This is a genomic window from Actinoplanes subtropicus (genome assembly GCF_000721705.1).
Classification (GTDB): domain Bacteria; phylum Actinomycetota; class Actinomycetes; order Mycobacteriales; family Micromonosporaceae; genus Actinoplanes; species Actinoplanes subtropicus.
The window spans coordinates 42,236-63,385 of record NZ_JOJL01000033.1; the positions used below are offsets into that span (position 1 = coordinate 42,236).

The 21,150-nt window shown below is 71.0% G+C and carries 27 protein-coding genes; 12 read left to right on the plus strand and 15 right to left on the minus strand.

The window, feature by feature from the left end; all coding sequences use genetic code 11:
* Window position 1: 1 nt before the first annotated feature.
* The 3 genes from IH26_RS0138895 to IH26_RS0138905 are packed head-to-tail and all read right to left on the minus strand — an operon-like array spanning window position 2 to window position 1,326.
* Window positions 2-490 (minus strand): SRPBCC family protein, encoded by a 489-nt coding sequence (locus IH26_RS0138895; RefSeq protein WP_030441302.1) that lies wholly within the window; start codon window positions 488-490, stop codon window positions 2-4.
* On the minus strand, window positions 477-824 hold the full coding sequence (locus IH26_RS0138900; RefSeq protein ID WP_030441303.1) for an ArsR/SmtB family transcription factor: 348 nt from the start codon (window positions 822-824) through the stop codon (window positions 477-479). Before IH26_RS0138900 ends, IH26_RS0138895 begins: the two co-directional genes overlap by 14 nt.
* Before the next feature lie 37 nt (window positions 825-861).
* Window positions 862-1,326 (minus strand): MarR family winged helix-turn-helix transcriptional regulator, encoded by a 465-nt coding sequence (locus IH26_RS0138905; protein WP_030441304.1) that lies wholly within the window; start codon window positions 1,324-1,326, stop codon window positions 862-864.
* Here IH26_RS0138905 and IH26_RS56505 point away from each other — a divergent pair.
* Genes IH26_RS56505 through IH26_RS0138920 form a run of 3 tightly spaced genes read left to right on the plus strand, consistent with a single transcriptional unit; the run spans window position 1,325 to window position 3,830 of the window.
* A complete protein-coding gene (locus tag IH26_RS56505) occupies window positions 1,325-2,233 on the plus strand; it encodes a G5 domain-containing protein (RefSeq protein ID WP_084599461.1) in 909 nt (302 codons plus the stop codon). The genes IH26_RS0138905 and IH26_RS56505 overlap by 2 nt on opposite strands.
* Window positions 2,234-2,259: 26 nt before the next feature.
* A complete protein-coding gene (locus IH26_RS0138915) occupies window positions 2,260-3,093 on the plus strand; it encodes a nucleotidyltransferase domain-containing protein (RefSeq protein WP_030441306.1) in 834 nt (277 codons plus the stop codon).
* The gene (locus IH26_RS0138920; RefSeq protein WP_030441307.1) at window positions 3,090-3,830 is read left to right on the plus strand and encodes a Type 1 glutamine amidotransferase-like domain-containing protein; all 741 of its coding nucleotides are present in this window, start codon (window positions 3,090-3,092) and stop codon (window positions 3,828-3,830) included. The genes IH26_RS0138915 and IH26_RS0138920 overlap by 4 nt, the downstream gene beginning before the upstream one ends.
* Here the strand turns inward: IH26_RS0138920 and IH26_RS0138925 are convergent.
* Both IH26_RS0138925 and IH26_RS0138930 read right to left on the minus strand, forming a co-directional pair.
* Window positions 3,818-4,180, minus strand: coding sequence for a PH domain-containing protein (locus IH26_RS0138925; RefSeq protein WP_030441308.1), 363 nt, complete (start codon window positions 4,178-4,180; stop codon window positions 3,818-3,820). The two genes, IH26_RS0138920 and IH26_RS0138925, sit on opposite strands and share 13 nt — an antisense overlap.
* Window positions 4,181-4,203: 23 nt before the next feature.
* A complete protein-coding gene (locus IH26_RS0138930) occupies window positions 4,204-4,527 on the minus strand; it encodes a 4a-hydroxytetrahydrobiopterin dehydratase (protein ID WP_030441309.1) in 324 nt (107 codons plus the stop codon).
* A 183-nt stretch (window positions 4,528-4,710) separates the two neighbouring features.
* Here IH26_RS0138930 and IH26_RS0138935 point away from each other — a divergent pair, with 183 nt between their 5' ends.
* Complete coding sequence (locus IH26_RS0138935; protein WP_030441310.1) at window positions 4,711-5,133, plus strand: (deoxy)nucleoside triphosphate pyrophosphohydrolase; 423 nt, start codon at window positions 4,711-4,713, stop codon at window positions 5,131-5,133.
* Here IH26_RS0138935 and IH26_RS0138940 read toward each other — a convergent pair.
* Together IH26_RS0138940 and IH26_RS0138945 are read right to left on the minus strand one after the other, a co-directional pair.
* The gene (locus tag IH26_RS0138940) at window positions 5,122-6,654 is read right to left on the minus strand and encodes a long-chain-fatty-acid--CoA ligase (protein WP_030441311.1); all 1,533 of its coding nucleotides are present in this window, start codon (window positions 6,652-6,654) and stop codon (window positions 5,122-5,124) included. The genes IH26_RS0138935 and IH26_RS0138940 overlap by 12 nt on opposite strands.
* Window positions 6,651-7,823: an acyl-CoA dehydrogenase family protein gene (locus IH26_RS0138945; protein WP_030441312.1), complete on the minus strand. Its 1,173-nt coding sequence runs from the start codon at window positions 7,821-7,823 to the stop codon at window positions 6,651-6,653. Before IH26_RS0138945 ends, IH26_RS0138940 begins: the two co-directional genes overlap by 4 nt.
* A 64-nt stretch (window positions 7,824-7,887) precedes the next feature.
* Here IH26_RS0138945 and IH26_RS0138950 point away from each other — a divergent pair, with 64 nt between their 5' ends.
* From IH26_RS0138950 to IH26_RS0138985, 8 genes are all read left to right on the plus strand, one after another.
* Entirely contained in the window at window positions 7,888-8,520 is a 633-nt protein-coding gene (locus IH26_RS0138950; protein ID WP_030441313.1) for a TetR/AcrR family transcriptional regulator, read from the plus strand.
* On the plus strand, window positions 8,517-9,926 hold the full coding sequence (locus tag IH26_RS0138955; RefSeq protein ID WP_030441314.1) for an aldehyde dehydrogenase family protein: 1,410 nt from the start codon (window positions 8,517-8,519) through the stop codon (window positions 9,924-9,926). The genes IH26_RS0138950 and IH26_RS0138955 overlap by 4 nt, the downstream gene beginning before the upstream one ends.
* Complete coding sequence (locus IH26_RS0138960) at window positions 9,923-11,011, plus strand: alcohol dehydrogenase catalytic domain-containing protein (RefSeq protein WP_030441315.1); 1,089 nt, start codon at window positions 9,923-9,925, stop codon at window positions 11,009-11,011. Before IH26_RS0138955 ends, IH26_RS0138960 begins: the two co-directional genes overlap by 4 nt.
* A gap of 77 nt (window positions 11,012-11,088) precedes the next feature.
* Window positions 11,089-11,265: a hypothetical protein gene (locus IH26_RS60350; RefSeq protein WP_157437591.1), complete on the plus strand. Its 177-nt coding sequence runs from the start codon at window positions 11,089-11,091 to the stop codon at window positions 11,263-11,265.
* On the plus strand, window positions 11,262-12,503 hold the full coding sequence (locus IH26_RS56510) for a HesA/MoeB/ThiF family protein (RefSeq protein WP_030441316.1): 1,242 nt from the start codon (window positions 11,262-11,264) through the stop codon (window positions 12,501-12,503). Before IH26_RS60350 ends, IH26_RS56510 begins: the two co-directional genes overlap by 4 nt.
* 84 nt (window positions 12,504-12,587) lie before the next feature.
* Window positions 12,588-13,610 carry a Mov34/MPN/PAD-1 family protein gene (locus IH26_RS0138975; RefSeq protein WP_030441317.1) on the plus strand — a complete coding sequence of 341 codons (1,023 nt, stop codon included), beginning with the start codon at window positions 12,588-12,590 and terminating at the stop codon, window positions 13,608-13,610.
* Window positions 13,600-14,046: a hypothetical protein gene (locus IH26_RS0138980; protein WP_157437592.1), complete on the plus strand. Its 447-nt coding sequence runs from the start codon at window positions 13,600-13,602 to the stop codon at window positions 14,044-14,046. Before IH26_RS0138975 ends, IH26_RS0138980 begins: the two co-directional genes overlap by 11 nt.
* 48 nt (window positions 14,047-14,094) lie before the next feature.
* Window positions 14,095-14,655, plus strand: coding sequence for a DUF6886 family protein (locus tag IH26_RS0138985; protein ID WP_030441319.1), 561 nt, complete (start codon window positions 14,095-14,097; stop codon window positions 14,653-14,655).
* Here the strand turns inward: IH26_RS0138985 and IH26_RS0138990 are convergent.
* The 8 genes from IH26_RS0138990 to IH26_RS0139025 are packed head-to-tail and all read right to left on the minus strand — an operon-like array spanning window position 14,617 to window position 21,116.
* Window positions 14,617-15,465, minus strand: a complete 849-nt coding sequence (locus tag IH26_RS0138990; protein ID WP_030441320.1) for a hypothetical protein — start codon at window positions 15,463-15,465, stop codon at window positions 14,617-14,619. The two genes, IH26_RS0138985 and IH26_RS0138990, sit on opposite strands and share 39 nt — an antisense overlap.
* A gap of 22 nt (window positions 15,466-15,487) precedes the next feature.
* Window positions 15,488-16,465, minus strand: coding sequence for a hypothetical protein (locus tag IH26_RS0138995; protein WP_157437593.1), 978 nt, complete (start codon window positions 16,463-16,465; stop codon window positions 15,488-15,490).
* Window positions 16,466-16,475: 10 nt separating this feature from the next.
* Window positions 16,476-16,784 carry a PadR family transcriptional regulator gene (locus IH26_RS0139000; protein WP_030441322.1) on the minus strand — a complete coding sequence of 103 codons (309 nt, stop codon included), beginning with the start codon at window positions 16,782-16,784 and terminating at the stop codon, window positions 16,476-16,478.
* A gap of 40 nt (window positions 16,785-16,824) precedes the next feature.
* A complete protein-coding gene (locus tag IH26_RS0139005) occupies window positions 16,825-17,409 on the minus strand; it encodes a TetR/AcrR family transcriptional regulator (RefSeq protein WP_030441323.1) in 585 nt (194 codons plus the stop codon).
* Entirely contained in the window at window positions 17,406-18,608 is a 1,203-nt protein-coding gene (locus IH26_RS0139010; protein ID WP_030441324.1) for an acyl-CoA dehydrogenase family protein, read from the minus strand. Before IH26_RS0139010 ends, IH26_RS0139005 begins: the two co-directional genes overlap by 4 nt.
* A complete protein-coding gene (locus tag IH26_RS0139015; protein ID WP_030441325.1) occupies window positions 18,608-19,600 on the minus strand; it encodes a phosphotransferase family protein in 993 nt (330 codons plus the stop codon). The genes IH26_RS0139010 and IH26_RS0139015 overlap by 1 nt, the downstream gene beginning before the upstream one ends.
* Window positions 19,597-20,376, minus strand: coding sequence for an SDR family oxidoreductase (locus IH26_RS0139020; RefSeq protein ID WP_030441326.1), 780 nt, complete (start codon window positions 20,374-20,376; stop codon window positions 19,597-19,599). Before IH26_RS0139020 ends, IH26_RS0139015 begins: the two co-directional genes overlap by 4 nt.
* Complete coding sequence (locus IH26_RS0139025; protein ID WP_030441327.1) at window positions 20,373-21,116, minus strand: SDR family oxidoreductase; 744 nt, start codon at window positions 21,114-21,116, stop codon at window positions 20,373-20,375. The genes IH26_RS0139020 and IH26_RS0139025 overlap by 4 nt, the downstream gene beginning before the upstream one ends.
* Window positions 21,117-21,150 lie beyond the last annotated feature (34 nt).

Sequence of the window (21,150 nt, forward strand, 5' to 3'; positions counted from 1 at the left end):
CTCAGAGAGCGGCCGCCACCTGCTCGAGGGCGTCGTACGACTCCTGCATGCCCGACTCCATGCCCGAGTTGATGACCATGTCGCGGATCGCCCCGTCCGGGTACTCGCAGAGCGCCTCCAGGTACGTCCGCCCGTCCTTCTCGGTCAGGGTCACCGTAACCAGGCCGGCGGTGCCGTCGGGATCGGGCACGCCCTCGAAGGCCTCGGTGTTGACCAGCCGGGACGGGGCGTCGACCGCGCGGAACTCGCCGTGGAAGGCGACCTCGAAGCCGGCGTTCGCGGTCATCACGTACCGCCACTGCCCACCGACCCGCAGGTCGACCACGACGCTGGTGACCGTGCCCTTCTTTCCGGCCCACCAGCGCTTGATGAGCTCGGGCTCGGTGTAGGCGCGCCACACGTTCGCGCGCGGCGCGGCGAACTCGCGGGTGATCAGGATCTGGTTGTCGGCCGGCAGGGTCACCTTGGCCGTGCCACTAGTCGTCGTCATCGGAATCCTCCTCGTCCATCTCGGTCAGGACGTCGTCCATCAGGTCGAAACGGTCGTTCCACAGCTGCTCGTACCGGCTCAGCCAAGCGTGCAGGGGGCGCAGTGGCGCGGGGTTCAGCCGATACAGCCGCTGGCGGCCCTCGTCGCGGACGCGGACCAGGTCGACCTCGCGCAGGACGCGCAGGTGCTTGGAGACCTGGGGCTGGGCCAGGCCGAGCTGGGCGACCAGGTCGTTGACCGGGCGCTCGCCCTGGGCCAGCAGGTCGAGGATCTGCCGGCGCCGGGGCTCGGCCACCGCGTTGAACGCATCCGTCGTCGTTGCCGCTCGTGCCATGACCGAATCATATACCCATAAGGGAATACGTCAAGGGCTACGCGTCGTCGGCGATCGCGTTCAGGGCCTTGGCCAGCGAGGGCAGATCGAGGTCGCCGAGGTGGTCGAAGATGCGGCGGCGGACGCTGGCCAGGTGGGTCGGCCAGGCCTCCCGCAGGCGGGCCAGGCCCTTCTCGGTGAGCTCGGCGTTCCAGCCGCGGGCGTCGTTCGGGCACTTGGTGCGCTTCAGGTGGCCGTGCGCCTCCAGCTTGGCCGCCAGTCGGGTCATGCCGCTCAGCGACATGTCGCAGGCCTGGGCCAGCTCACTCATCCGCATGCGGCCGCAGCGCGACTCGGACAGGTGCCGGAGCACGCTGTACTCGCTGGCGGTCATCCGCTGGCCGCGCTCGAGATCGTGGTTGAGCGACCGGGGCAGCACCAGCATCAGCCGGCCGAGGGCGCGCATCACCGCCTCCTCTTCCGTGGTCAGCGGGCGGACCTCGTCGGGTGTGGTGGCGGCCATGGCATCGATCCTACGGCTCGGCCACCGCACCATTTATTTGACGCAACAACAAGATGAAGATCGGCTCGCCCGCCGGGAGTGGGTACTTGCATCCGGCCCCTCGCGCTTGTCCAATGCTGTGGTGCAAAACCAGACAACTAGTGACTCATGGCAGCAACTGCTCGAAATGCCACGAAAGTCTTGGTGGGCGAGGCTGCCGTTCGGGGTGCGGATGGCGGCCGGCGCCAGTGCAGTGCTGGTCGTGGTGGGTGCCGGGGTGGCCGGGGTGATGACCATGGTCGGCGGCGACGGCCGGCCCGCGCCGCGGATCGTCACCGAGGTGAATCAGGCGGCGCCGGCGGTCCCGGTGCCGGTACCGGTCGAGAAGCCGCGTCTCCAGCCTGTGCCGAAAAATGACGGTAAGGCGGACATCCGGGTGCATCGCGCGCGGCCCAAGCGCGTGGTCCCCGGTGTCACGCCGTCGGCCGTCGCCAGCGTCCCCACCGGACCGGTGCAAACCACCCAAACCCAGATCGAAACCAAAGAGATTCCGTACGAGACGAGAACGGTCCCCGATCCCGCCCTCCCGCGCGGCGCCGAACGGGTGGAAGCGCCCGGCGTCAACGGCGTGGAGACCCTCCGCTACCTGGTGACTCTCACGAACGGCCGGCCGACCGCCCGCAAGCTGATCGACGCGGTCGTCACCCGCCAGCCCCAGCACCAGGTGGTCGCCCTCGGCACCCAGAGTCCCGATCTCGGCACCCGTCGCCCGATGCGCGACTGCGGCGGGACCCTCGACTTCTGTGGCTCGCTCGGCCGCCGGGCGGTCTGCCCGGACCAGGGTCGCCCGGAGGATGTCTCGATCCCGCTGCCGGATCTCGTCGTGGACTCCGGCGACCTCGGCTATCTGGAAGGACTGGCCTGCTGACCGGCGCAGGAGGAAGACTGGAAGCCGTGCCGCTGACCGATGCCCGCCTGATCGAGGTCGCCGAGCGCGTCGCCGAGGTGCCCGGCGTCGTCGGGATCGTGCTCGGCGGCAGCCGGGCCCGGGGTGCGCACGCGCCCGATTCGGATACCGATGTCGGCCTCTACTACCGCTCCCCGCTCGACGTCGACGGGCTCGACCGGCTGGCCAAGTCGATCGCCGGCCCGGCCGCGATGGTCACCGCGCCGGGCGGCTGGGGCCCCTGGGTCGACGGCGGCGGCTGGCTGAAGATCGACGGGAACGCGGTGGACTGGATCTACCGGGATCTCGACCGGGTGCAGGCCGTCTGGGCCGACGCCGAGCGCGGCCGGTTCGGGTTCCACGTGCAGAGCGGCCATCCGCTGGGCTTCCCCGATTTCGCGTATGTCGGTGAGCTCGCCCTCAGCCGCATTCTGGTCGACCACACCGGCGAGCTCACCGAGGCGCAGTCCCGGATGCGGGAGTATCCGCCGAAACTCGCCGAGGCACTGGTCGCCGCCCTCTGGGAGGCCGACTTCCTGATCGCCGTGGCCCGGAAGGCGGTCTCCCGCGCGGACAGCGCCTACGTCGCCGGCTGCCTGTTCCGGGTGATCGGGGTGTGCGCGCACGCCCTGCACGGCGCCGCCCGGGAGTGGCTGATCAACGAGAAGGGCGCGGTCGCCGCGGCCGCCGCCCTGCCCGGCGCGCCGGATCGGTTCCGCGAGCGGGTCGACCAGGCGTTCGGCAGCCTCGACGGGGACCCGCTGCGCCTGACCGCGGCCATCGACACCGCCGCCGATCTCGTGCTCGACACCGCCGACGCCTGCGCCATGATGATCAGGTGACTGCCGACGCACCCACGATCCTCGCCACCAGCGCCGGTTTCCGGCGTGGCCCCCGCGGCCCGTACGACGTCCAAGCCGGACCGATCCACCGGTTCGCCGCCGCGCTGGCCCACGCCGCGAACCCCCGGATCTGCGTGCTCACCCAGGCCACGGGCGACCCGCAGACCTTGATCGGCGCCTGTTACTCGGCATTCGCGGGCACCGAGTTCCGGCCGTCGCATCTCGCCCTGTTCCCCATGCCGAATATTTCCGATATCAGGGCACATCTGCTGGCCCAGGACATCATCTGGGTCGAGGGCGGCAGCGTGGCCAACCTGTGCGCGGTCTGGCGGGCGCACGGCCTCGAGACGATCCTGCACGAGGCCTGGCAGTCCGGGGTCGTGCTCGGCGGCATCTCGGCCGGCTCGATCTGCTGGCATCAGGGCGGCAGCACCGACAGCTACGGGCCAGAACTGCGCGGGTTCACCGACGGGCTGGGCTGGCTCCCGTACAGCAATGGTGTGCACTACGACGCCGAGCCGCAGCGCCGGCCGAAGATGCACGAGCTGATCGCGGCCGGCACGCTCGGCGACGGCTACGCCACCGACGACGGCGCCGGCCTGGTCTACCGCGGCACCGAGCTGCACGAGGTGGTGGCCGACCGGGCGGGCCCGCGCGGGTACGAGCTGAAGCGGGCAGCGGACGGTTCGGTGGTGGAGACGCCGCTGCCCACCCGGGTCCTCAGCTACGACGCGTAGTGCAGGATCACGTTGTGCACGTGCTGGGTCTTCTCCACCCCGCGGAACTCGACCTCGTGCTGATGCGTGCCGACGGTGATGACGATGGTGCCGGAGGAGAAGAACTCCCCGGCCCAGCTCTTGTTGCTCACGACGCTGACGGCGCTGACCTTCGAGTACGGAATGCTCGTGATCGCGACGCGCTTACCGACGAAGGACTTGTCCTGGATGATGATGCGCCGGTTGGTCAGCCCGATGAAGCCGGTGCCGGCCCCGATCGCGTCGTAGACGGCGATGATCGTCTCGCCGTCCAGCAGGCCGCTCTCGATCTGCTGGAGCTGGCCTTTGTTGTCGTAGATGGGGTCGCTCATAGAGCGAGCCTAGCGAGCCGCCTCTATGGCGTCGGCTGCGTCGCCCCGACCACCGTCCGGTAGAAGTCCTCGATCCGGGCGGCCAGGGTGACCTCACCGTCCGTGATGGCGTCGCCGTCGCGGGAGCCCAGACAGATCTGTGTGTGACCGTCGAGTCGCCGGATGCTGGGGCGAATGTGCAGTGTGTCCGCCGCCACCTTGATCCGTTCCGTCAATGCGGCATGCTGACTCTCGTCGCATGCCAACTCTCGTTTGAGCTGAACGCCGTCGCGCGTCCAGCCGGACAGCAGAGCAAGTGCGTCGCTCAGATAGTCGGTCCCGTTGGCCCGACGTCTTCTGGCCCGCATCGCCGCACCCCCTAGGCGTCGTTGCCGGCTTGTGGCCAAACTGTCGCCGTGTCGTCATGGTCGGTGCCCACAGTCTTGTCTTCTACGACAACCATGTCCACGCCCACATATACGTGTTTGCGTGACGATCGGGACGGCTTGGACAAACCTCAACGGTCAACTTTTGTGGGAAGCTCTGATCTCATGGCGGGGGAACAGCACGTCAGCGCCGTGAAGTCACGCAAGGTAATCGTGGCGGCGGCGATTATCACCGACGGTCGCGTGCTGGCCTGCGAGCGGTCGGCGCCGCCCGAGGTGGCCGGCCGGTGGGAGTTTCCCGGCGGCAAGGTGGAGCCGGGCGAGACCGACCAGCAGGCGCTCGCCCGGGAGTGCGTGGAGGAGCTCGGCGTACGCGTGGAAGTCGGCGCCCGGATCGGCCCGGACGTGTCGCTCGCCCACGGCCGCGCGGTCCTGCGCGTCTTTGCCGTACGGCTGCTGGACGGCGACGAGCCGCGCGCCCTCGAGCACGCCGCCATGCGCTGGCTGTCCGTGGACGAGCTGGACACCGTGCACTGGCTGCCCGCGGACAAGCCGATCGTCGCCGCCCTGCCGCCGCTACTCGCCTGAGTACGTCTTACGCAGCTCCCGCTTCAGCACCTTCATCGACGGGCCCAGCGGGAGCGCCTCGGCGAACCGGATCTGCCGCGGGTACTTGTGCCGGCCCAGCTTCTCCCGCGACCACTCGATGAGCTCCTCCGCGGTGACGCCGCCCGGGTCGGGCACCACCACCGCGCAGATCTCCTCGCCGTGCGTCGGGTCGGGCACGCCGATCACCGCGACCTGCAGCACGGCCGGGTGCCGGGCCAGCACCTCCTCGACCTCCCGCGGGTAGACGTTGAAGCCGCCGCGGATCACCATGTCCTTCTTGCGGTCGACGATGGTGATGAACCCGTCGTCGTCCTTGGTGCCGAGGTCGCCGGTGCGGAACCAGCCGTCCACGACGGCCTGGGCGGTCGCCTCCGGATTGTTCAGGTAGGCCGAGAACACGTTGTGCCCGCGGATGACGATCTCGCCGAGCTCGCCGTTGTCCATGAACTCGATCCGCTCGTCGATCTCCGGCCGGGCGATCTCCACCTCGACGCCCCAGATCGGGTGGCCGACGGTGCCGGCCTTCACCCCGAACGCGGGCTGGTTGGTGGTCGCGGTCGGCGAGGTCTCGGAGAGGCCGTACCCCTCGAAGATGGTCGCGTGGAACGCCTCGTTGAACTTCTCCAGCACGGCCACCGGCAGCGACGCGCCGCCGGAGACGCACAGCCGCAGCGCCGGCAGCCGGTCGGCCTTCGCCGCGGCCTCGAGCAGCCCGATGTACATGGTCGGCACGCCGTGGAAGATGGTCACGTTCTCCTTGACCATCAGGTCGATCGCGGCCTCGCCGGTGAACCGGGCCATCAGCACGATGGTGCCGCCGAGCCGGAAGGTACCGTTCATCCCCACCGTCTGGCCGAAGGTGTGGAACAGCGGCAGGCAGCCCATCACCACGTCGTCCGCGTGCAACTCGTGGATGTCGAAGACGTTGACCATCGTGTTCATCACCAGGTTGAGGTGGGTGAGCAGCGCGCCCTTGGGCTTGCCGGTCGTCCCGCTGGTGTAGAAGACGACCGCCACGTCCTCGGCCTCGCGGCTCACGTACGTGCGCAGCGGGGGCACCGCGGCCGCCGCCTCCTCGAGCCGGCGCACACCGGGGGCCGCCGGGCCGACCGACACCGCGTCGATGCCGGCCAGCTTGGCCGCCTCGACCGCGTTCGCCAGCTGGCTGGAGTGCGCGACCAGCAGCTTGGCGCCGCTGTCCTGCAGCACGTACGCGTTCTCGGCCGGGGTGAGCAGCAGGTGCATCGGGACGATCCTGGCGCCGACGGCGAGCGTCGCGTAGTAGACCCGGGGGAAGTCGGCCAGGTTGGGGATCTGGATCGCGACCGTGTCGCCCGGGCCGACACCCAGCTCGCGCAGGCCCGCCGCGTACGCGAGGGTCTGCTGCCACAGGTCGCGGTAGGTGATCCGCTCGGTCGTGGCAGTGTCGACCACCGCGAGCTTGTCGGGATACTTCCGGGCCGCTTCCGCCAGGACGGTGGCGAGCGACAGCTGGGTCATGCGAGGTGCCCTCCGATCTTCGTGTACCCGCGCAGGAGATCGCGCGAGATGATGAGCCGCTGCATCTCGTCGGTGCCCTCGTAGATCCGCATCAGGCGGACCTGTCGGTACCAGCGCTCGATCGGAAGCTCACGGGTGTACCCCATGCCGCCGTGGATCTGCATGACCCGGTCCACGACCCGGTTCACCATGCCGGCGCCGTACAGCTTTGCCATCGATGAAGCGTGCCTGGGGTCCTCGCCTTGGTCAACGGTCCAGGCGGCGCGCAGGATCAGCCAACGGGCCGCTTCCAGCTCGACCTCGGAGTCGGCGATCATCCACTGGATCGCCTGGTTCACCCCGATCCGCTGGCCGAAGGTCTCGCGCGTGTTGGCGTACTCGATCGCCATCGACAATGCCCGCTCGGCGATGCCCAGCGCGTTGGAGGGGATCAGGTAGCGGCCCTTGCCGATCCACTTCATGCCCAGCTCGAAGCCCTGGCCGATCTCGCCGAGGATGTTGCGGTTCGGCACCCGGACGTCCTCGAAGATCAGCGAGGCCGGGCCGCCCTCGCCCATGGTCTGGATGAACTCCGACCGCCAGCCCATCGACCGGTCGACCAGGAAGGCCGTGGCGCCGCCGTTGCTGGCCTTGCGGGCCGGGTCGGTCACCGCGACCACGATCGCGAAGTCGGCGTCGTTGCCGTTGGTGATGAACGTCTTCTCGCCGTTGAGCACCCAGTCGTCGCCGTCGCGTACGGCCCGAAGTTTGATGTTGGCAGCGTCCGAGCCCGCGCCCGGTTCGGTGATCGCGAAGCAGGAGATCCGGTCGCCCTCGATCGTGGGCCGCAGGAACTCGTCCTTCTGCTCGTCATTGGCGTAGTACAGGATGTTGTCCGCCTCGCCGCCGAACTTGAACTGCACGAAGGTGCGGCCCACCTCGGTCCAGATCAGCGACTGGAGGATGGCCGGCAGGTTCATCCCGCCGTACTCCTCGGGGGTGGACAGGCCCCAGAAGCCGAACTTCTTCGCCTTCTGCTGAAGCTCGCGCAGCTCGCTGGGCTCCAGGCCGGGCTGGTGGCGGCGCTCCCGGAGAAGTGCCTCCTGTTCCAGCGGCATGACCTCTTTGGTGATGAACTGACGAGCGGTGTCGCGAATCGCACGCTCTTCGTCGGTGAGCGAGAAGTCCATGTCGCTTAAACTAGCGGCGTAAGTTTTAGCACGTCCAGTGCCAAATTCCTTGGAGGTTGCTGAGATGGCCCGGCCGAGGCAGGCGCTGCTGACCCGCGAGCGGATCGTCGACGCCGCGTCGGCGCTGGTCGACAAGGAGGGGCTGGACGCTCTTTCGATGCGCCGGCTCGCCACCGAGCTCGGCGTCCAGGGCCCGTCGCTCTACAACCACTTCGGCACGAAGGCCGAGATCGTCGACGCGGTCGCCGACGCGGTGATCGAGCGGATCGATCTCACCGCCTTCGGGGCGTACGAGTGGCCCGAGGCGGTGCGCCGCTGGGCCCAGTCGTACCGGGCCGTGCTGGTCGCCCACCCGAACATCGTGCCGGCGCTGGCCACCGGCCCCGGCCGCCGCCGGCCGGCCGCGCTGGCGATGGCCGAGGCGGTCTTCGGCGCGCTGGTCGACGCCGGTTGGCCGCCCGCCCGGGCCACGCACATCGGCGCGCTCCTGCGCTATCTCGTCATCGGGTCGGCGCTCGGCTCGTTCGCGCTCGGCTTCGACATCGATCCGGGGCTGTACGACCAGTACCCGCACCTGCACGACGCGCCGCTGCTCGCGGCGCGGCACGAGGCCGTCGACGAAGCCGCCTTCGAGCTCGGCCTGGACCTGCTGATCAATGGCCTGACGGCCGGACAAGAGTTAGGGACTCGCCGATGACTTCGCCAGACCGACCGCACCTGTTCATCGGCGGCCAGTGGGTGCCGCCCGCCTCCGCCGAGACGATCCCGGTGGAAAACCCGGCGACCGAGGAGATCATCGCGCGGGTCCCGGCCGGCACGGCCGAGGACGTGGACCGCGCGGTCGACGCCGCCCGGCGGGCCTTCGACGGCTGGGCCGGGCTCCCGATGGCCGAGCGGGGCGCGGTGCTCGACCGGCTGCACGCCTCGCTCGCCGCGCGGGCCGGCGACATCGCCCGGACCGTCGGGCTCGAGCTGGGCACGCCGCTCAAGGTCGCAAAGGCGGTACAGGCCGGACTTCCGCTCACGGTCCTGCGGGGTTATGCCGACCTGGCCGTACGTCCACAGCCCGAGGAAACCATCGGCAACTCGCTGATCGTCCACGAACCGGTCGGCGTGGTCGGCGCGATCACGCCGTGGAACTACCCGCTGCACCAGGTCGTGGCGAAGGTGGCGGCGGCCCTGGCGGCCGGCTGCACGGTGGTGCTCAAGCCGAGCGAGCTCACCCCGCTGGTGGCGTACCTGCTCTTCGACGCGGCGGCCGAGGCGGGCCTCCCGGCCGGCGTGCTCAACCTGGTCACCGGCACCGGCCCGGCGGTCGGCGCGGCCATCGCCGGGCACCCGGGGGTCGACATGGTGTCGTTCACTGGCTCCACTGCCACCGGCCGGGCCATCACGCACGCCGCCGCCGACCGGATCGCCAAGGTCTCGCTCGAGCTGGGTGGCAAGTCGGCCAACGTGATCCTCGAGGACGCCGACCTGGTCAAGGCGGTCAAGGTGGGCGTCGGTAACGCGTTCCTCAACTCCGGGCAGACCTGCACGGCGTGGACCAGGATGCTGGTGCACCGCTCGCACTACGACGAAGCGGTCGAACTGGCCGCGAAGACCGCCGCCGGCTACACCGTCGGCGACCCCTTCGACGAGGCGACCCGGCTCGGGCCGCTGGTTTCCAAGAATCAACAGGATCGCGTACGCGGTTTCGTCGAGCGGGCCACCGCGCGCCTGGTCGCGGGTGGTCCGGAGGCGCCGCTCCCGGGCAAGGGGCATTTCGTCGTGCCGACCGTCTTCGCCGACGTCGACCCGGAGAGCGAACTGGCCCAGGAGGAGATCTTCGGCCCGGTGCTGTCGATCATCCCGTTCGCCGACGACGACGAGGCGGTGGCGATCGCCAACAACTCCCGGTACGGCCTGGCCGGCGGCGTCTGGGGTACCGACGAGCGGGCCCTCGCGGTGGCCCGGCGGATGCGGACCGGCGCGGTCGACATCAACGGCGGCTCGTTCAACCCGTTCGCGCCGTTCGGCGGTTACAAGCAGTCGGGCGTGGGCCGCGAGCTGGGCGAGTACGGTCTCACTGAGTTCCGACAGGTGAAGGCGATTCAGCGATGACCAACTACTTCAACGGCGTGGTGGTTCGATCGTCCGGCGCCCGGCCCGACGTGGCCGAGTTGCGGCTGCCCGAGATCGGGCCGGGCCAGGTGCGGGTGCGCATCCGCGCGGCCGGGGTCTGCCACTCGGACCTATCCATGATCAACGGGACGATCCGGGTCCCGTACCCGCTGATCCTGGGTCACGAGGCGGCCGGCGAGGTGCTCGAGGCGGGGGAGCACGTCACCCGTGCGGCGGTCGGCGACCACGTCGTGCTCAACTGGCAGCCGCCCTGCCGCGGCTGCTGGTTCTGCGAGCGGGGCGAGCCGTGGCTCTGCTCCACCTCCTCCGGCGTCGCGGCCCTGGAGAACGGCATCACCCTGGAGGGCGCCCCGGTGCACGTGGCGCTCGGCCTCGGCGCGTTCGCCGACCAGGTGGTCGCCCCGGAAAACGCGGTGATCCGGGTGCCCGCCGAGCTCGGCTTCGACCGCGCGGCGCTGCTCGGCTGCGGCGTGCTGACCGGCACCGGCGCGGTCCGCAACACCGCCCGGGTCGCCCGTGGTGAGTCGGTCGTGGTGATCGGACTGGGCGGCGTCGGCCTCTCGGTGGTCGCCGCGGCCCGCGCGGCCGGCGCCTCGGCGGTGATCGCGGTGGACGTCTCGGCGGCGAAGAAGGGGCTGGCCGAGGCGGCCGGCGCGACCGACTTCGTGGTTTCCTCCGACGCGCTCTCCAAGGAGATCCGGGTGCGCACCTCGGGCCGCGGCGCCGACCACGCCTTCGAGTGCGTCGGCCGGGCCGCCACCATCCGCGCGGCCTGGCGGGCGACTCGCCGCGGCGGCCAGGTCACCGTGGTCGGCATGGGCGGCAACGAGGACATGGTGCAGCTGTCCGCGCTCGACATCTTCTCCTCGGCCCGCACCCTGCGCTCCTCGGTGTACGGCGGCGCCGACTTCGACGCCGAGATCCCCCAGCTGGCGGCGGACGTGCTCGCCGGCGCCCTCGCCGTCGACCACCTGATCTCCGACCGGATCGGCCTGGCCGACGTGCCGGCGGCGTTCGACCGGATGTCGCGCGGGGAGGGCGCCCGCTCGGTCGTCGTCCTGTAGCGCCCTCGTCCCGTACGCGAGTCCGTCCGTCAGGAACACGCAACAGGACTCGCGTACGACAGGACGGAGCCAGCGCCATGGACGACACGCGTCCCGAAAAGATCCAGAAGGAGCTCAGCGACATCACGGCGGGCCGGCCGACCTCGCAGGAACTGGTCTTCGACCCCCGCAGCGGTCAGCTCACCGTCACCAACCAGCCCAGCCCCGACCAGGTCATCGCGACGGACACCGCGGAGAGCGGGTATTTCTCGTGACCCGGGTCTTCGTGTACCAGGAGCAGCTCGACGCCCTGCGGCAGCGGTGGCGCCCGGGCGATCCGGAGCTGAGCGTCGACGCGCTCGGCATGGCGATGGACGACGGCGACGTCTTCCACATCTACCTGCAGCCGCCCCGGGCGCATTTCGCCGGCGAGCCGTGCCGGGCCCGGGTGACCCTGTCCGGAACGCCGGTGGCCGCCCCGGCCGGCGACGACGCCCCCCGGGTGGCCGTCGCCGTCTCGCCGGACGGCGGCGTGAGCGGCCTGGTCAGCGGGCCGGCCGGCCCGGTCGAGGCGCAGGTCCAGGTGGTGCCGGTCTCGGCCCAGCTCTACACCCGGTCGAAGGGCCTGCTCGAGACCGACGCGCTGGCCGGCCGGTCGGTCGCGATCGTCGGGCTGGGCAGCGGCGGCTCGACCATCGCGGTGGCGCTCGCGCAGAGCGGCATCGGGCGCATGGTGCTGGTCGACCGGGACCGCCTCGAGGCCGGCAACGTGGCCCGGCACGCCTGCGGCATCGGCGATCTGGGCCGGCGCAAGACCACCGCGGTCGCCGACCTGGTGCACGGCAAGAACCCGGCGCTCGACGTGGTCACCGCCGACGTGGACATCCTGCAGAACCCGGACGCGCTGGAGAACGCGGTCCGCGGGACGGACCTGCTGATCGCCGCGACCGACAGCGACCGCAGCCGGTTCGTGCTCAACCAGCTGGCGCTCGACCAGCGACTCCCGGCGATCTTCGGCCGGGTGCTGACCCGGGCCTGCGGCGGGGACGTGCTGCGCGTACGCCCGTTCGAAGGCCCCTGCCTGGCCTGCGTCTACACCGAGCAGTTCCTGGCCCAGCGGCCGCGCGAGTTCTCCCGCCGCAGCGAGGCCCGCGAGGACGCGCCCGCCTACGTGGCCGATGACGATCTCGACGCGACCGTCCAGGTCGGACTCGCCTCCGACATCGCGCCGATCTCCACCATGATGGTCAAGCTCGCGCTGGTCGAGCTGTCCCGCGGCACCTCTGGCGGCCTGGAGTCGCTCGACCAGGACCTGGTGGCCGACTTCTACGTCTGGGCCAACCGCCGGGAGGGCGTCTACGCCTCCTGGCCGCAGATGGGCTACGAGTTCACCAAGCCGGCCGTGCTCCGCTGGTACGGCGCCAACCTGTCCCGCAACGACGCGTGCGTCTCGTGCGGCGTCGCCCCGGCCGGCGCCGACAACATCTTCGCGAACCGGGAGGCGATGGCATGACCGCCTGCACCGAGCGGCACCTCCGCAAGTTGCGCACTCAGGCCGGAGGCGAGGGCCAGAAGGGCATGCCTAAGGAGGCACAGCATGACTGCGCACGGCAACACCATCCATCGTCCGCGGCCGGTCCGCGACGACGACCTGTTCGTCGTCTCGATCCACGAGGGGGAGCTCCAGCGCATCGCCAACTGGGTGGCCGAGTACCCGCGCCGGGAGACCGGCGGCGACCTCTTCGGCTTCTGGACCCACACCGGCGCGCCGGCCGTCCAGCTGACCCTCGGCCCCGGGCCGAACGCGCGACACGAGCACGCCGCCTTCTTCCAGGACGCCGACTACCTGCGCAATCGTGGCCGGCGGGCGCAGGACCAGTACGGCCTGCAGCACATCGGCGACTGGCATTCGCACCACGAGCTGGGGCTTGCCGAGCCAAGCAGCGGGGACGTCTCGACCGCGCTGCGCACCCTGGAGCTCAACGGCTTCACCCGGTTCCTGATCTTCGTGGCCAACATCCGGGCCGGCGAGCGCGCGATGATCCGGCGCCGGTTCACCGGCCAGGTCCAGATCAACGCGTTTCTCTTCGAGCGTGGCCGGCCTTCCTTCCGGCGCGGCCGGTTCCAGGTGCTGCCCGGCGAGAGCCCCACGGGCGCCTCCGCGGAGCGGGCCGGGATCATCAAACCGGTCGGTGGCGAGCTCGCGCCGGTCGCCGTGCCGGTGGTGGCGGCGCCCGCGGCCGGCCCGCGGCCGCAGGGCTGGTTCACCGAACAGTGGGGCACCGAGTTCCTCCGGCGGGTGGACGCGACCTGCCGTGAGCTGTTCCGCGACTGCCGGATGATGGTCACCCCGGACGGCGCGCTGACGTACCACTTCAGCAATGCGGCCGGGAACTGGTCGATGGCCTTCCCGCCGGACTTCCCGGACGGCGAGGTGCACGTGCTGCTGGAGGAGCGGCCGGCCGCCCGGATCGCGCCGCACGCGTCGATGACCGACGCCGACTTCTGCCGGACGGTGACCGACGTGGTGACCGCCACGACGGCGCCGAGGCCCGCCCCACGGGTCGAGGAACCGACGGAGGCCGCCGCGGCCGAGCCGGAGCGGTCCGATGTGGAATAGCGGCCAGCAGCAGCGACTCATGCAGGAGCGGATGATCCTGGCCCAGTACTTCCCGACGCTGGCCTGGTACAACCCGGTGGTGCGCGGCTCGACGTACGTCGAGGGCGTCCTCACCACCAACGGCGGCGGCCGGTACCAGGTGCGGATCATGCTGCCGGCGCAGTATCCCAACGACTGCCCGGACATGCTGGTCATGCAGCCGGCCCTGCTCTGGGACGCGGGCGGCCGGCCGATGGTCACGGCCAGCGCGGAGAACCACACGCTGGAGGCGATCGGCGGGCACACCCGGATCTGTCACTACAACCCGCGGTTCTGGACGCCGCAGAACACGATCTACCTGGTGGCGTTGAAGGGCCGGATCTGGCTGGAGGCGTACGAGGCGCACCGCCGGTCTGGGCGTCCACTGGACGATTTTCTCCCGCATATGGGTAGCTGATCGGGCGCGGGCGGGACTGCGGCACCGCCCGCGTGCGAGAGTGTCCGGATGCGACCGGAACCGGGGCAGGTGCTGCACTTCTCGGAGGACCCGACGATCACCCGGTTCATGCCGGGGGTCACCTCGCCGTACGTCTGGGCGGTGGACTGGCGCAACGCGCCCAGCTACTGGTTCCCGCGGCAATGCCCGCGCGCGATGGCGTGGGTCCGCGACACCACCACCGAGGCCGACCGCGACCGCATCATCGGCGCCGGCTGCGGCCCGCGCGTCCACGCCATCGAATACGCCTGGCTGAAACCCCTGCAAACCACGATGGTGTACGCCTACCGCCTCCCCGCCGGCCCGTTCCACTACGTGTCGTCCCCGGACGCCGAACCGCACGCGCTGGTGGCCGCCGAGCCGGTGACGCCGCTGGTCCCGCCGGAACCGGTCGGCAACCTGATCGACTGCCACGCCGCGGCCGGCATCCAGCTGCGTCTGCTCGACAACCTGTGGTCCTTCTGGGACGAGGTCATCGAGAGCACGGTCGGCTTCAGCGGCATCCGCCTGCGTAACGCCCAGCCACGGCCGTCAAGCGACGGGCAGCCGCAGGCCGAGCAGCCCGCCTAGCTCGGCCAGCGCCGGCAGGTTCAGGCCGGTGGGCTCGGTGCGGCGGGTGGCGATCATGCCCGGGCGGCGTTCCTCGGGCGCCGCCGCGCGCACGACCGCCCCCGAGGTGAGCAGGAAGGCCGTGTCGGTGAAGCCGTCCTCCTCGCGGACGGTGCTGCCGGCGAGGAGCCGCCAGCCGTACGCGGTCTGGGCGAAGACGCGTCCCTCGGTGATCTCGAAGCCGGGCCGCAGCCCCTGCGCGGCGGCCCGGCCGGCGAACCACCGCCCGACCATGCCGGAATCCCAGGGCACCCACTGCGGGCCGGGCGGGAAGACCGGCTCCAGCGGCTCCCAGTAGACCATCCCGGGCAGGAACGGCAGGAACGGGCAGACCCGGTAGAGGGCCGCGTAGATGTCGTCCCCCGGGTCCTGATCGAGAACCATCGCCGCCTGCAGCAGCCGCTCGGTCGGATCGGGAATCCGCGCGACCCGGGCGAGCAGTCCCTCGCGGTCCCCCTCCGTCGGCGGCGCGATCTCGGCGGCGCAGTCGACGCAGACCTGGCCGCCGGCCGGCTGACACGTCGGGCAACGGTACCGGCGACAGTTCCCGCAGACGGTCACCGCGTACTGGCCGCAGGGACAGATCGCGATCGGCTCGATGGACGCGTCGTAATACATCTCGCCGTGCGGATAGGTCATCGGCACCGGCTGCACCGCGCCACCGGGCCCGACCGGCTGCGGCACCAGAATCGTCATCGGCACCAGGCAGCGATAGAGGCCGGGAATGACCCGCTCCCGCGGTTCGACCGGGTGACCCAGCGAGCATCCCATCGACTCATGCTAGATCTATGTGTCAGCTCCGCAGGAAGGCGACGGCGACCAGCATCGCTGACGTCGACAGTGCGGCGCACAGCAGAACGACGTACCAGGTTCGGTGGGTCGCGACGCCGGCCGTCGATGCGGCTGCCGGCCCGGTCGGGGCCGCCGGCGCGCCGCGCAGAGTGGCGGTGGCGGCCGCGGCGGCCCAGCCCATGGTCGCGGTCACCAGCGGCAGCGCGACCAGGTAGAAGACGGCCTGGTTGCCCAGGTTGTCGTCGACTATCTGGGTGGGCGTCCAGCCGTCGCTCGGGTCGTGCCCGGTCGCCCCGACGACCGCGACTGCGAGCAACCCGTACAGGTAGACGCCGAGGGCGGCGGTCACGGCGGCCATCCGGGCGACGCGCCGGCCCGCGGCGGCGTTGCCGCCCCACCACGCGCCGCCCGCCCCGACCAGGACCGGAGTCAGGAAGACCAGCCACCAGTGCCGGCCGATCGAGTTGAGCCACCGATCGAAGGTGAAGCCGCCCGCCGCCAGCCATGCGGCCGCGGTCACCAGGCCGCCGAGCAGCCCGGGCCCGGCCACTCCGGGGCGGCGCAGGAGCACGCTGCCGCCGAGCACGTAGCCGGCCAGGACCAGCAGCAGGACCGCCGTGCCCACCCAGGTCCAGCCGTCGACGTGCAGCCGGTAGTGCACGTGGATGTAGGCGTACAGCCCGGCGCCGCCGGCCGCGACCGCGGTGAGCGCCCCGAGCGCGGCGACGGCCCGCCCCCAGGGCGGCATGACCGCCGCGGCGACGACACAGCCGAGCGCGAAGCGCCAGCGCTGGGCCCGGCCCTCGAGCCGGTCCAGTTCGCCGATCATCGCCTGTCCCCAGTCACCGCGCTGGGTGGCCAGCAGACCGACCGCCCAGCCCAGCAACCGGGCCGGGGAGTCCTGGCGCGCGGCCGGGCCGGCCACCAGGCGGCGGCGGATCAGGGCCACCACCGCGCCCACCACGAAAATGAACAGCATCGACATGAGATCAGGCCTCGCTCGGGCGGAGGGCGGCGCGCGGGTTGGCCCGCGCGGGGGCGGGCAGCGTGGCCAGGAACTCCCGGCCCGCCCCGCTGAGCCGGTACAGGTGGCGGGGCGGGCGCTCGTGCGGGCCGGGCTCCCACGTCGCGTCGAGCAGGCCGCGGTCGGCCAGGCGAACCAGGATCGGGTACAGCGAGCCGGACTTCAGGTGGACCTCGGTGGCCAGGTCATAGCCGTAGCGCCAGCGCGACGGGTCGGCGGCCAGCGCCCGCAGAACGCTGATCGCCTGCATGGACAGGGGTCGGTTACGCCGCATGGCGCTTAACTCTACATACGTAGCGCTAAGCGTCAACCCCTCAAGCGGTGGTCAGCAGCGCCGTGAAGGTGCGGGACAGCGCCGCGCGGGACGCTGCCACCGACATCTTCATCACCTCGCGCCAGGTCGACCAGGTGGCCGACATGGTGACCGCCGTCAGGCTGTTCAGCAGCTCCTCGTCGCCGTCGATCTCGGCGGCGAACAGGGTCGCGATCTCCTCCCGCGCCCGGTTCAGGTGGGCGCGGCGGTAGTGTTGCAGCGTCTCCGAGAACGGCTCCTTCAACGCCGACGCCCTCGAGTTCGGGGCCAGTTGCTCCAGCATCCGGGCCCGCTGCCGGGTGTACGCGTCGATCCGCTCGGCCAGCGGCAGCTTGGTGGAGACCGGCTTGTGGCCCTCCGCCGCCTCCTGGAGCACCCGCTCGCCGCTGGCCGCGAAGAGCGCCTCCAGATCGGCGAAGTGACTCCACAACGCGCGCAGCGAGACGCCGGCCTGCTTGGCGATCCGTTCCGCCGTGGGGCGCAGGTCGCCCTCCCGGATGAGCTGCTGGTGCGCGTCGACGATCGCGCTGCGGGTCCGTTCGGAGCGCGCCGTGCGGCCGTCGACGCGCTGCGGGGAGGTCGTCACGAGGCGCTCCGGTAGCGGCTCAACTCCCGCCGCGCCAGCGACCGCTTGTGCACCTCGTCCGGGCCGTCGGCCAGCCGCAGTGTGCGCGAACCGGCCCAGAGTGCGGCGAGGGGCGTGTCCTGGCTGACGCCGGCCGCCCCGTACGCCTGAATGGCCTTGTCAATGATCCACTCGACCGTGGACGGCACCGCGATCTTGATGGCCTGGATCTCGGTGTGTGCGCCCTTGTTGCCGACCGTGTCCATCAGCCAGGCCGCCTTGAGCACCAGCAGGCGGGCCTGCTCGAGGCGCACCCGGGACTCGGCGATCCAGTCCTGCACCACGCCCTGCTCGGCGATCGGCCTGCCGAACGCGGTGCGGGCCAGCGCCCGCGTGCACATCAGTTCGAGCGCGCGCTCGCCCATGCCGATCAGCCGCATGCAGTGGTGGATGCGGCCCGGGCCGAGGCGGGCCTGCGAGATCGCGAAGCCGCCGCCCTCCTCACCGATCAGGTTCGCCACCGGCACCCGTACGTTGTCGAAAATGATCTCGGCGTGGCCGCCATGGTCGCCGTCGGTGTAGCCGAAGACGTGCATGCCGCGCTTGATCTGCAGGCCGGGCGTGTCCCGTGGGACCAGGACCATGCTCTGCTGCACGTGCCGGGCGGCCGACGGGTCGGTCTTGCCCATCACGATGAAGATCTTGCAGTTCGGGTTCATCGCGCCGCTGATGTAGAACTTGTGGCCGTTGATGACGTACTCGTCGCCGTCCCGCTCGATCCGGGTGCCGATGTTGGTGGCGTCCGAGGAGGCCACGCCCGGCTCGGTCATCGCGAAGGCGGAGCGGATCTCCCCGTCGAGCAGGGGCGTCAGCCACGCCTGCCGCTGCGCGGGGGTGCCGAACTCGGAGAGCACCTCCATGTTGCCGGTGTCCGGCGCGGCGCAGTTCAGCGCGGCCGGGGCCAGCGACGGGCTGCGGCCGGTGATCTCGGCGAGCGGCGCGTACTGGAGGTTGGTCAGGCCGGCCCCGTGCACGCCGGGCAGGAAGAGGTTCCACAGGCCGGCCTCGCGGGCCTTGGCCTTCAGCCCGGCGAGCGCCGCCGGTGGTTCCCAGCCGTCGTGGCCGGCCAGCGAGGGCTCCGCCGGGTAGACGTGCTCGTCCATGAAGGACAGCAGCCGCTTCCGGTAGTCCTCGGTCTTCGCGTCGAAGCCGAACTCCATCAGTTCCCCTCCAGGGCCTCGTGGCCGCGCATCACCAGCGGGCCGACCAGGTTGCCGATCGTGTCGAAGCCGTCACCGACCGTTTGACCTTGAACGTAGCGGTAGTGCACGCCCTCGAGGATCACCGCCAGCTTGAACGAGGCGAACGCCACGTACCAGTGCAGGTCGCTCACATCGCGGCCGCTGCGCTCGGCGTAACGGGCACTCATCTCGCGCAGCGTGGGATGGCCGGGCACCTTCAGCGGCACGGTCGCCAGGCCGTCGGTGACCTGCAGCGGGAGCCCGGCGTAGACCAGCATCAGGGCGACGTCGCTGAGCGGGTCGCCGAGCGTGGACATCTCCCAGTCGAGCACCGCGTTGATCTGCAGCTGGTCGCCGATCAGCACGTTGTCCAGCCGGTAGTCGCCGTGTACGACCGCGCCGGGGCCGCCCTCCGGGATGTCCACGGCCAGCCGGGCGTGCAGCTCGTCGATGCCGGCCACGTCGCGGCTGCGGGAGGCGTCGAGCTGCTTCCGCCAGCGGCTCACCTGGCGCTGGTTGAAGCCCTCGGGGCGGCCGAAGTCGGCGAGGCCGATCGCCGCCGGGTCGAGCGCGTGCAGGTCGGCCAGCGTGTCCACGAGGGAGAGGATCAAGCCGTGCAGCGCGCTAGGGCCCAAATCCGACAAATCCGATTCTTCGCGGTAAATCTTGCCGTCGACCTGCTCCATCAGGTAGAACGGTGCGCCGATGACCGAAATATCGGTACAAAGCGCGACGGGGCGCGGCGCGGGGAAGCCCGCCTTGGAGAGCGCTTCGAGGACCCGGTGCTCACGCACCATGTCGTGGGCGGTCGGTAGGACATGCCCGAGCGGGGGCCGGCGCAACACCCACCGTTGCTGACCGTCCGTGATCGCGTACGTCAAATTGGATCTTCCACCGGCGAACATCCGCCCGGTCAGTTCGCGCGACGACCCGAGATAGGCCTGCAGCGCGGCGAGGTCGAGGCCCTTCATCGACGGCCTTCCTCGAACGCGCGCTGAATCTTGTTCATCCCGCCGAGCCACCGATCGGTGTCGGTCGCCCGCAACTGGTAGTAATCGGCGACCTCGGGATGCGGCAGCACCAGAAAGCTGTCGCCCTCGACCGCCTTCGCGGCGACCGCGGCCACCTCAGCCGGCTCCAGCGCACCGTCGGCCAGCATCGCGGCGCTCGCGCTGTCGGTCACCTCGCCGCGGGTGAGCATGTCGGTCCGGACACCCTGCGGGCACAGGGCCTGGACGATCAAACCCCGATGGGCGTACGTGGCCCGCAGCCATTCGGCGTACGCCAGCGCACCGTGCTTGGTGACCGCGTACGAGGCGCTGCCCAGGATCGAGAGCAGCCCGGCGGCGCTGACCGTCACGAGCAACCGCTTTGGCTCGCCCCGATCCAGCCAGCGGGGCAGCAGGTGCCGGGTGACATAGACGTGGGACAGCACGTTGACCGCGAAGTCCCGGCTCCATGCCGCGTCCGGGGTGTTCTCGTCGCCGGCCGTGAGCACGCCCGCGTTCGAGCAGAACAGATCGATCCCGCCGAGCTCGGCCCAGGCCGCCTCGATCAGCCGGCGGGTGTCCTCCTCGTTCGCCGCGTCGCCCGGCACCGCCAGGCCGCCGATCTCGCTGGCCACCGCCGCGGCGGCGGCCGGGTCGAGGTCGCTGACCACCACCTCGGCGCCGTCGGCGGCGAACCGGCGGGCCAGGGCCGCGCCGATGCCGCCGCCCGCCCCGGTGACCACCACCCGCCGGGTCACTGCACCATCCCGGTCAGCGTGACGCCGCCGTCGATGACGACGGTCTGGCCGGTGATCCAGGCGGCATCCGGCCCGCACAGGAAGGCGACCGTGCCGGCCACGTCCTCGGGGACGCCGAGCCGGCCGAGCGGGTACGTGGCGGCCACCTTCTCCTCGCGGCCCTCGTAGAGGGCGGTCGCGAACTTGGTCTTGACCACCGCCGGGGCGACCGCGTTGACCCGCACCTTCGGCGCCAGCTCGACGGCCAGCTCCTCGGTGAGGTGGATCAGCGCGGCCTTGGTCACGCCGTAGAACGCTATCCCCGGAGCCGGGCGCACGCCGGAGACCGACGAGATGTTCACGATGGCGCCGCCCTCGGACAGGCCGCCGCGCAGCGCCTCCTGCACCCAGCCGAGGGTGCCGAGCACGTTCACGTCGATCATCTTGCCGGCGGCGCTCAGGTCGAGCGTGGCGAGCGGGCCGTACGCCGGGTTGATCCCGATGTTGTTGACCAGCGTCGTGATCGGGCCGAACTGGCCGAGCACCGTGTCGATCACCTCGGCCCGGTGGTCGGTGTCGTCGCCCTTGCCGGCGATGCCGATCGCCACCTCGGCGCCGCCCAGGTCGAGCGCGGCCTGGGCGAGCGCCTCCGCGTTACGCCCGGTGATGGCGACCTTGTAGCCCTCGGCAACGAAACGTTGCGCGATGGCGAAGCCGATTCCTCGGCTGGCCCCGGTCACGATCGCCACTTGGTCCGCCATCGCCGCTCCTCTGTTTGCGCCTTCGAGATTCGTT

Excerpts from the sequence above, each read along its gene's own strand:
- IH26_RS0138895 (WP_030441302.1), bottom strand. The coding sequence starts at position 490 with ATGACGACGACTAGTGGCACGGCCAAGGTGACCCTGCCGGCCGACAAC.
- IH26_RS0138900 (WP_030441303.1), bottom strand. The coding sequence starts at position 824 with ATGGCACGAGCGGCAACGACGACGGATGCGTTCAACGCGGTGGCCGAG.
- IH26_RS56505 (WP_084599461.1), top strand. The coding sequence starts at position 1,325 with ATGGCATCGATCCTACGGCTCGGCCACCGCACCATTTATTTGACGCAA.
- IH26_RS0138905 (WP_030441304.1), bottom strand. The coding sequence starts at position 1,326 with ATGGCCGCCACCACACCCGACGAGGTCCGCCCGCTGACCACGGAAGAG.
- IH26_RS0138925 (WP_030441308.1), bottom strand. The coding sequence starts at position 4,180 with ATGAGCGACCCCATCTACGACAACAAAGGCCAGCTCCAGCAGATCGAG.
- IH26_RS0138930 (WP_030441309.1), bottom strand. The coding sequence starts at position 4,527 with ATGCGGGCCAGAAGACGTCGGGCCAACGGGACCGACTATCTGAGCGAC.
- IH26_RS0138935 (WP_030441310.1), top strand. The coding sequence starts at position 4,711 with ATGGCGGGGGAACAGCACGTCAGCGCCGTGAAGTCACGCAAGGTAATC.
- IH26_RS0138940 (WP_030441311.1), bottom strand. The coding sequence starts at position 6,654 with ATGACCCAGCTGTCGCTCGCCACCGTCCTGGCGGAAGCGGCCCGGAAG.
- IH26_RS0138945 (WP_030441312.1), bottom strand. The coding sequence starts at position 7,823 with ATGGACTTCTCGCTCACCGACGAAGAGCGTGCGATTCGCGACACCGCT.
- IH26_RS0138950 (WP_030441313.1), top strand. The coding sequence starts at position 7,888 with ATGGCCCGGCCGAGGCAGGCGCTGCTGACCCGCGAGCGGATCGTCGAC.
- IH26_RS0138955 (WP_030441314.1), top strand. The coding sequence starts at position 8,517 with ATGACTTCGCCAGACCGACCGCACCTGTTCATCGGCGGCCAGTGGGTG.
- IH26_RS0138960 (WP_030441315.1), top strand. The coding sequence starts at position 9,923 with ATGACCAACTACTTCAACGGCGTGGTGGTTCGATCGTCCGGCGCCCGG.
- IH26_RS60350 (WP_157437591.1), top strand. The coding sequence starts at position 11,089 with ATGGACGACACGCGTCCCGAAAAGATCCAGAAGGAGCTCAGCGACATC.
- IH26_RS0138975 (WP_030441317.1), top strand. The coding sequence starts at position 12,588 with ATGACTGCGCACGGCAACACCATCCATCGTCCGCGGCCGGTCCGCGAC.
- IH26_RS0138980 (WP_157437592.1), top strand. The coding sequence starts at position 13,600 with ATGTGGAATAGCGGCCAGCAGCAGCGACTCATGCAGGAGCGGATGATC.
- IH26_RS0138985 (WP_030441319.1), top strand. The coding sequence starts at position 14,095 with ATGCGACCGGAACCGGGGCAGGTGCTGCACTTCTCGGAGGACCCGACG.
- IH26_RS0138990 (WP_030441320.1), bottom strand. The coding sequence starts at position 15,465 with ATGGGATGCTCGCTGGGTCACCCGGTCGAACCGCGGGAGCGGGTCATT.
- IH26_RS0138995 (WP_157437593.1), bottom strand. The coding sequence starts at position 16,465 with ATGCTGTTCATTTTCGTGGTGGGCGCGGTGGTGGCCCTGATCCGCCGC.
- IH26_RS0139000 (WP_030441322.1), bottom strand. The coding sequence starts at position 16,784 with ATGCGGCGTAACCGACCCCTGTCCATGCAGGCGATCAGCGTTCTGCGG.
- IH26_RS0139010 (WP_030441324.1), bottom strand. The coding sequence starts at position 18,608 with ATGGAGTTCGGCTTCGACGCGAAGACCGAGGACTACCGGAAGCGGCTG.
- IH26_RS0139015 (WP_030441325.1), bottom strand. The coding sequence starts at position 19,600 with ATGAAGGGCCTCGACCTCGCCGCGCTGCAGGCCTATCTCGGGTCGTCG.
- IH26_RS0139025 (WP_030441327.1), bottom strand. The coding sequence starts at position 21,116 with ATGGCGGACCAAGTGGCGATCGTGACCGGGGCCAGCCGAGGAATCGGC.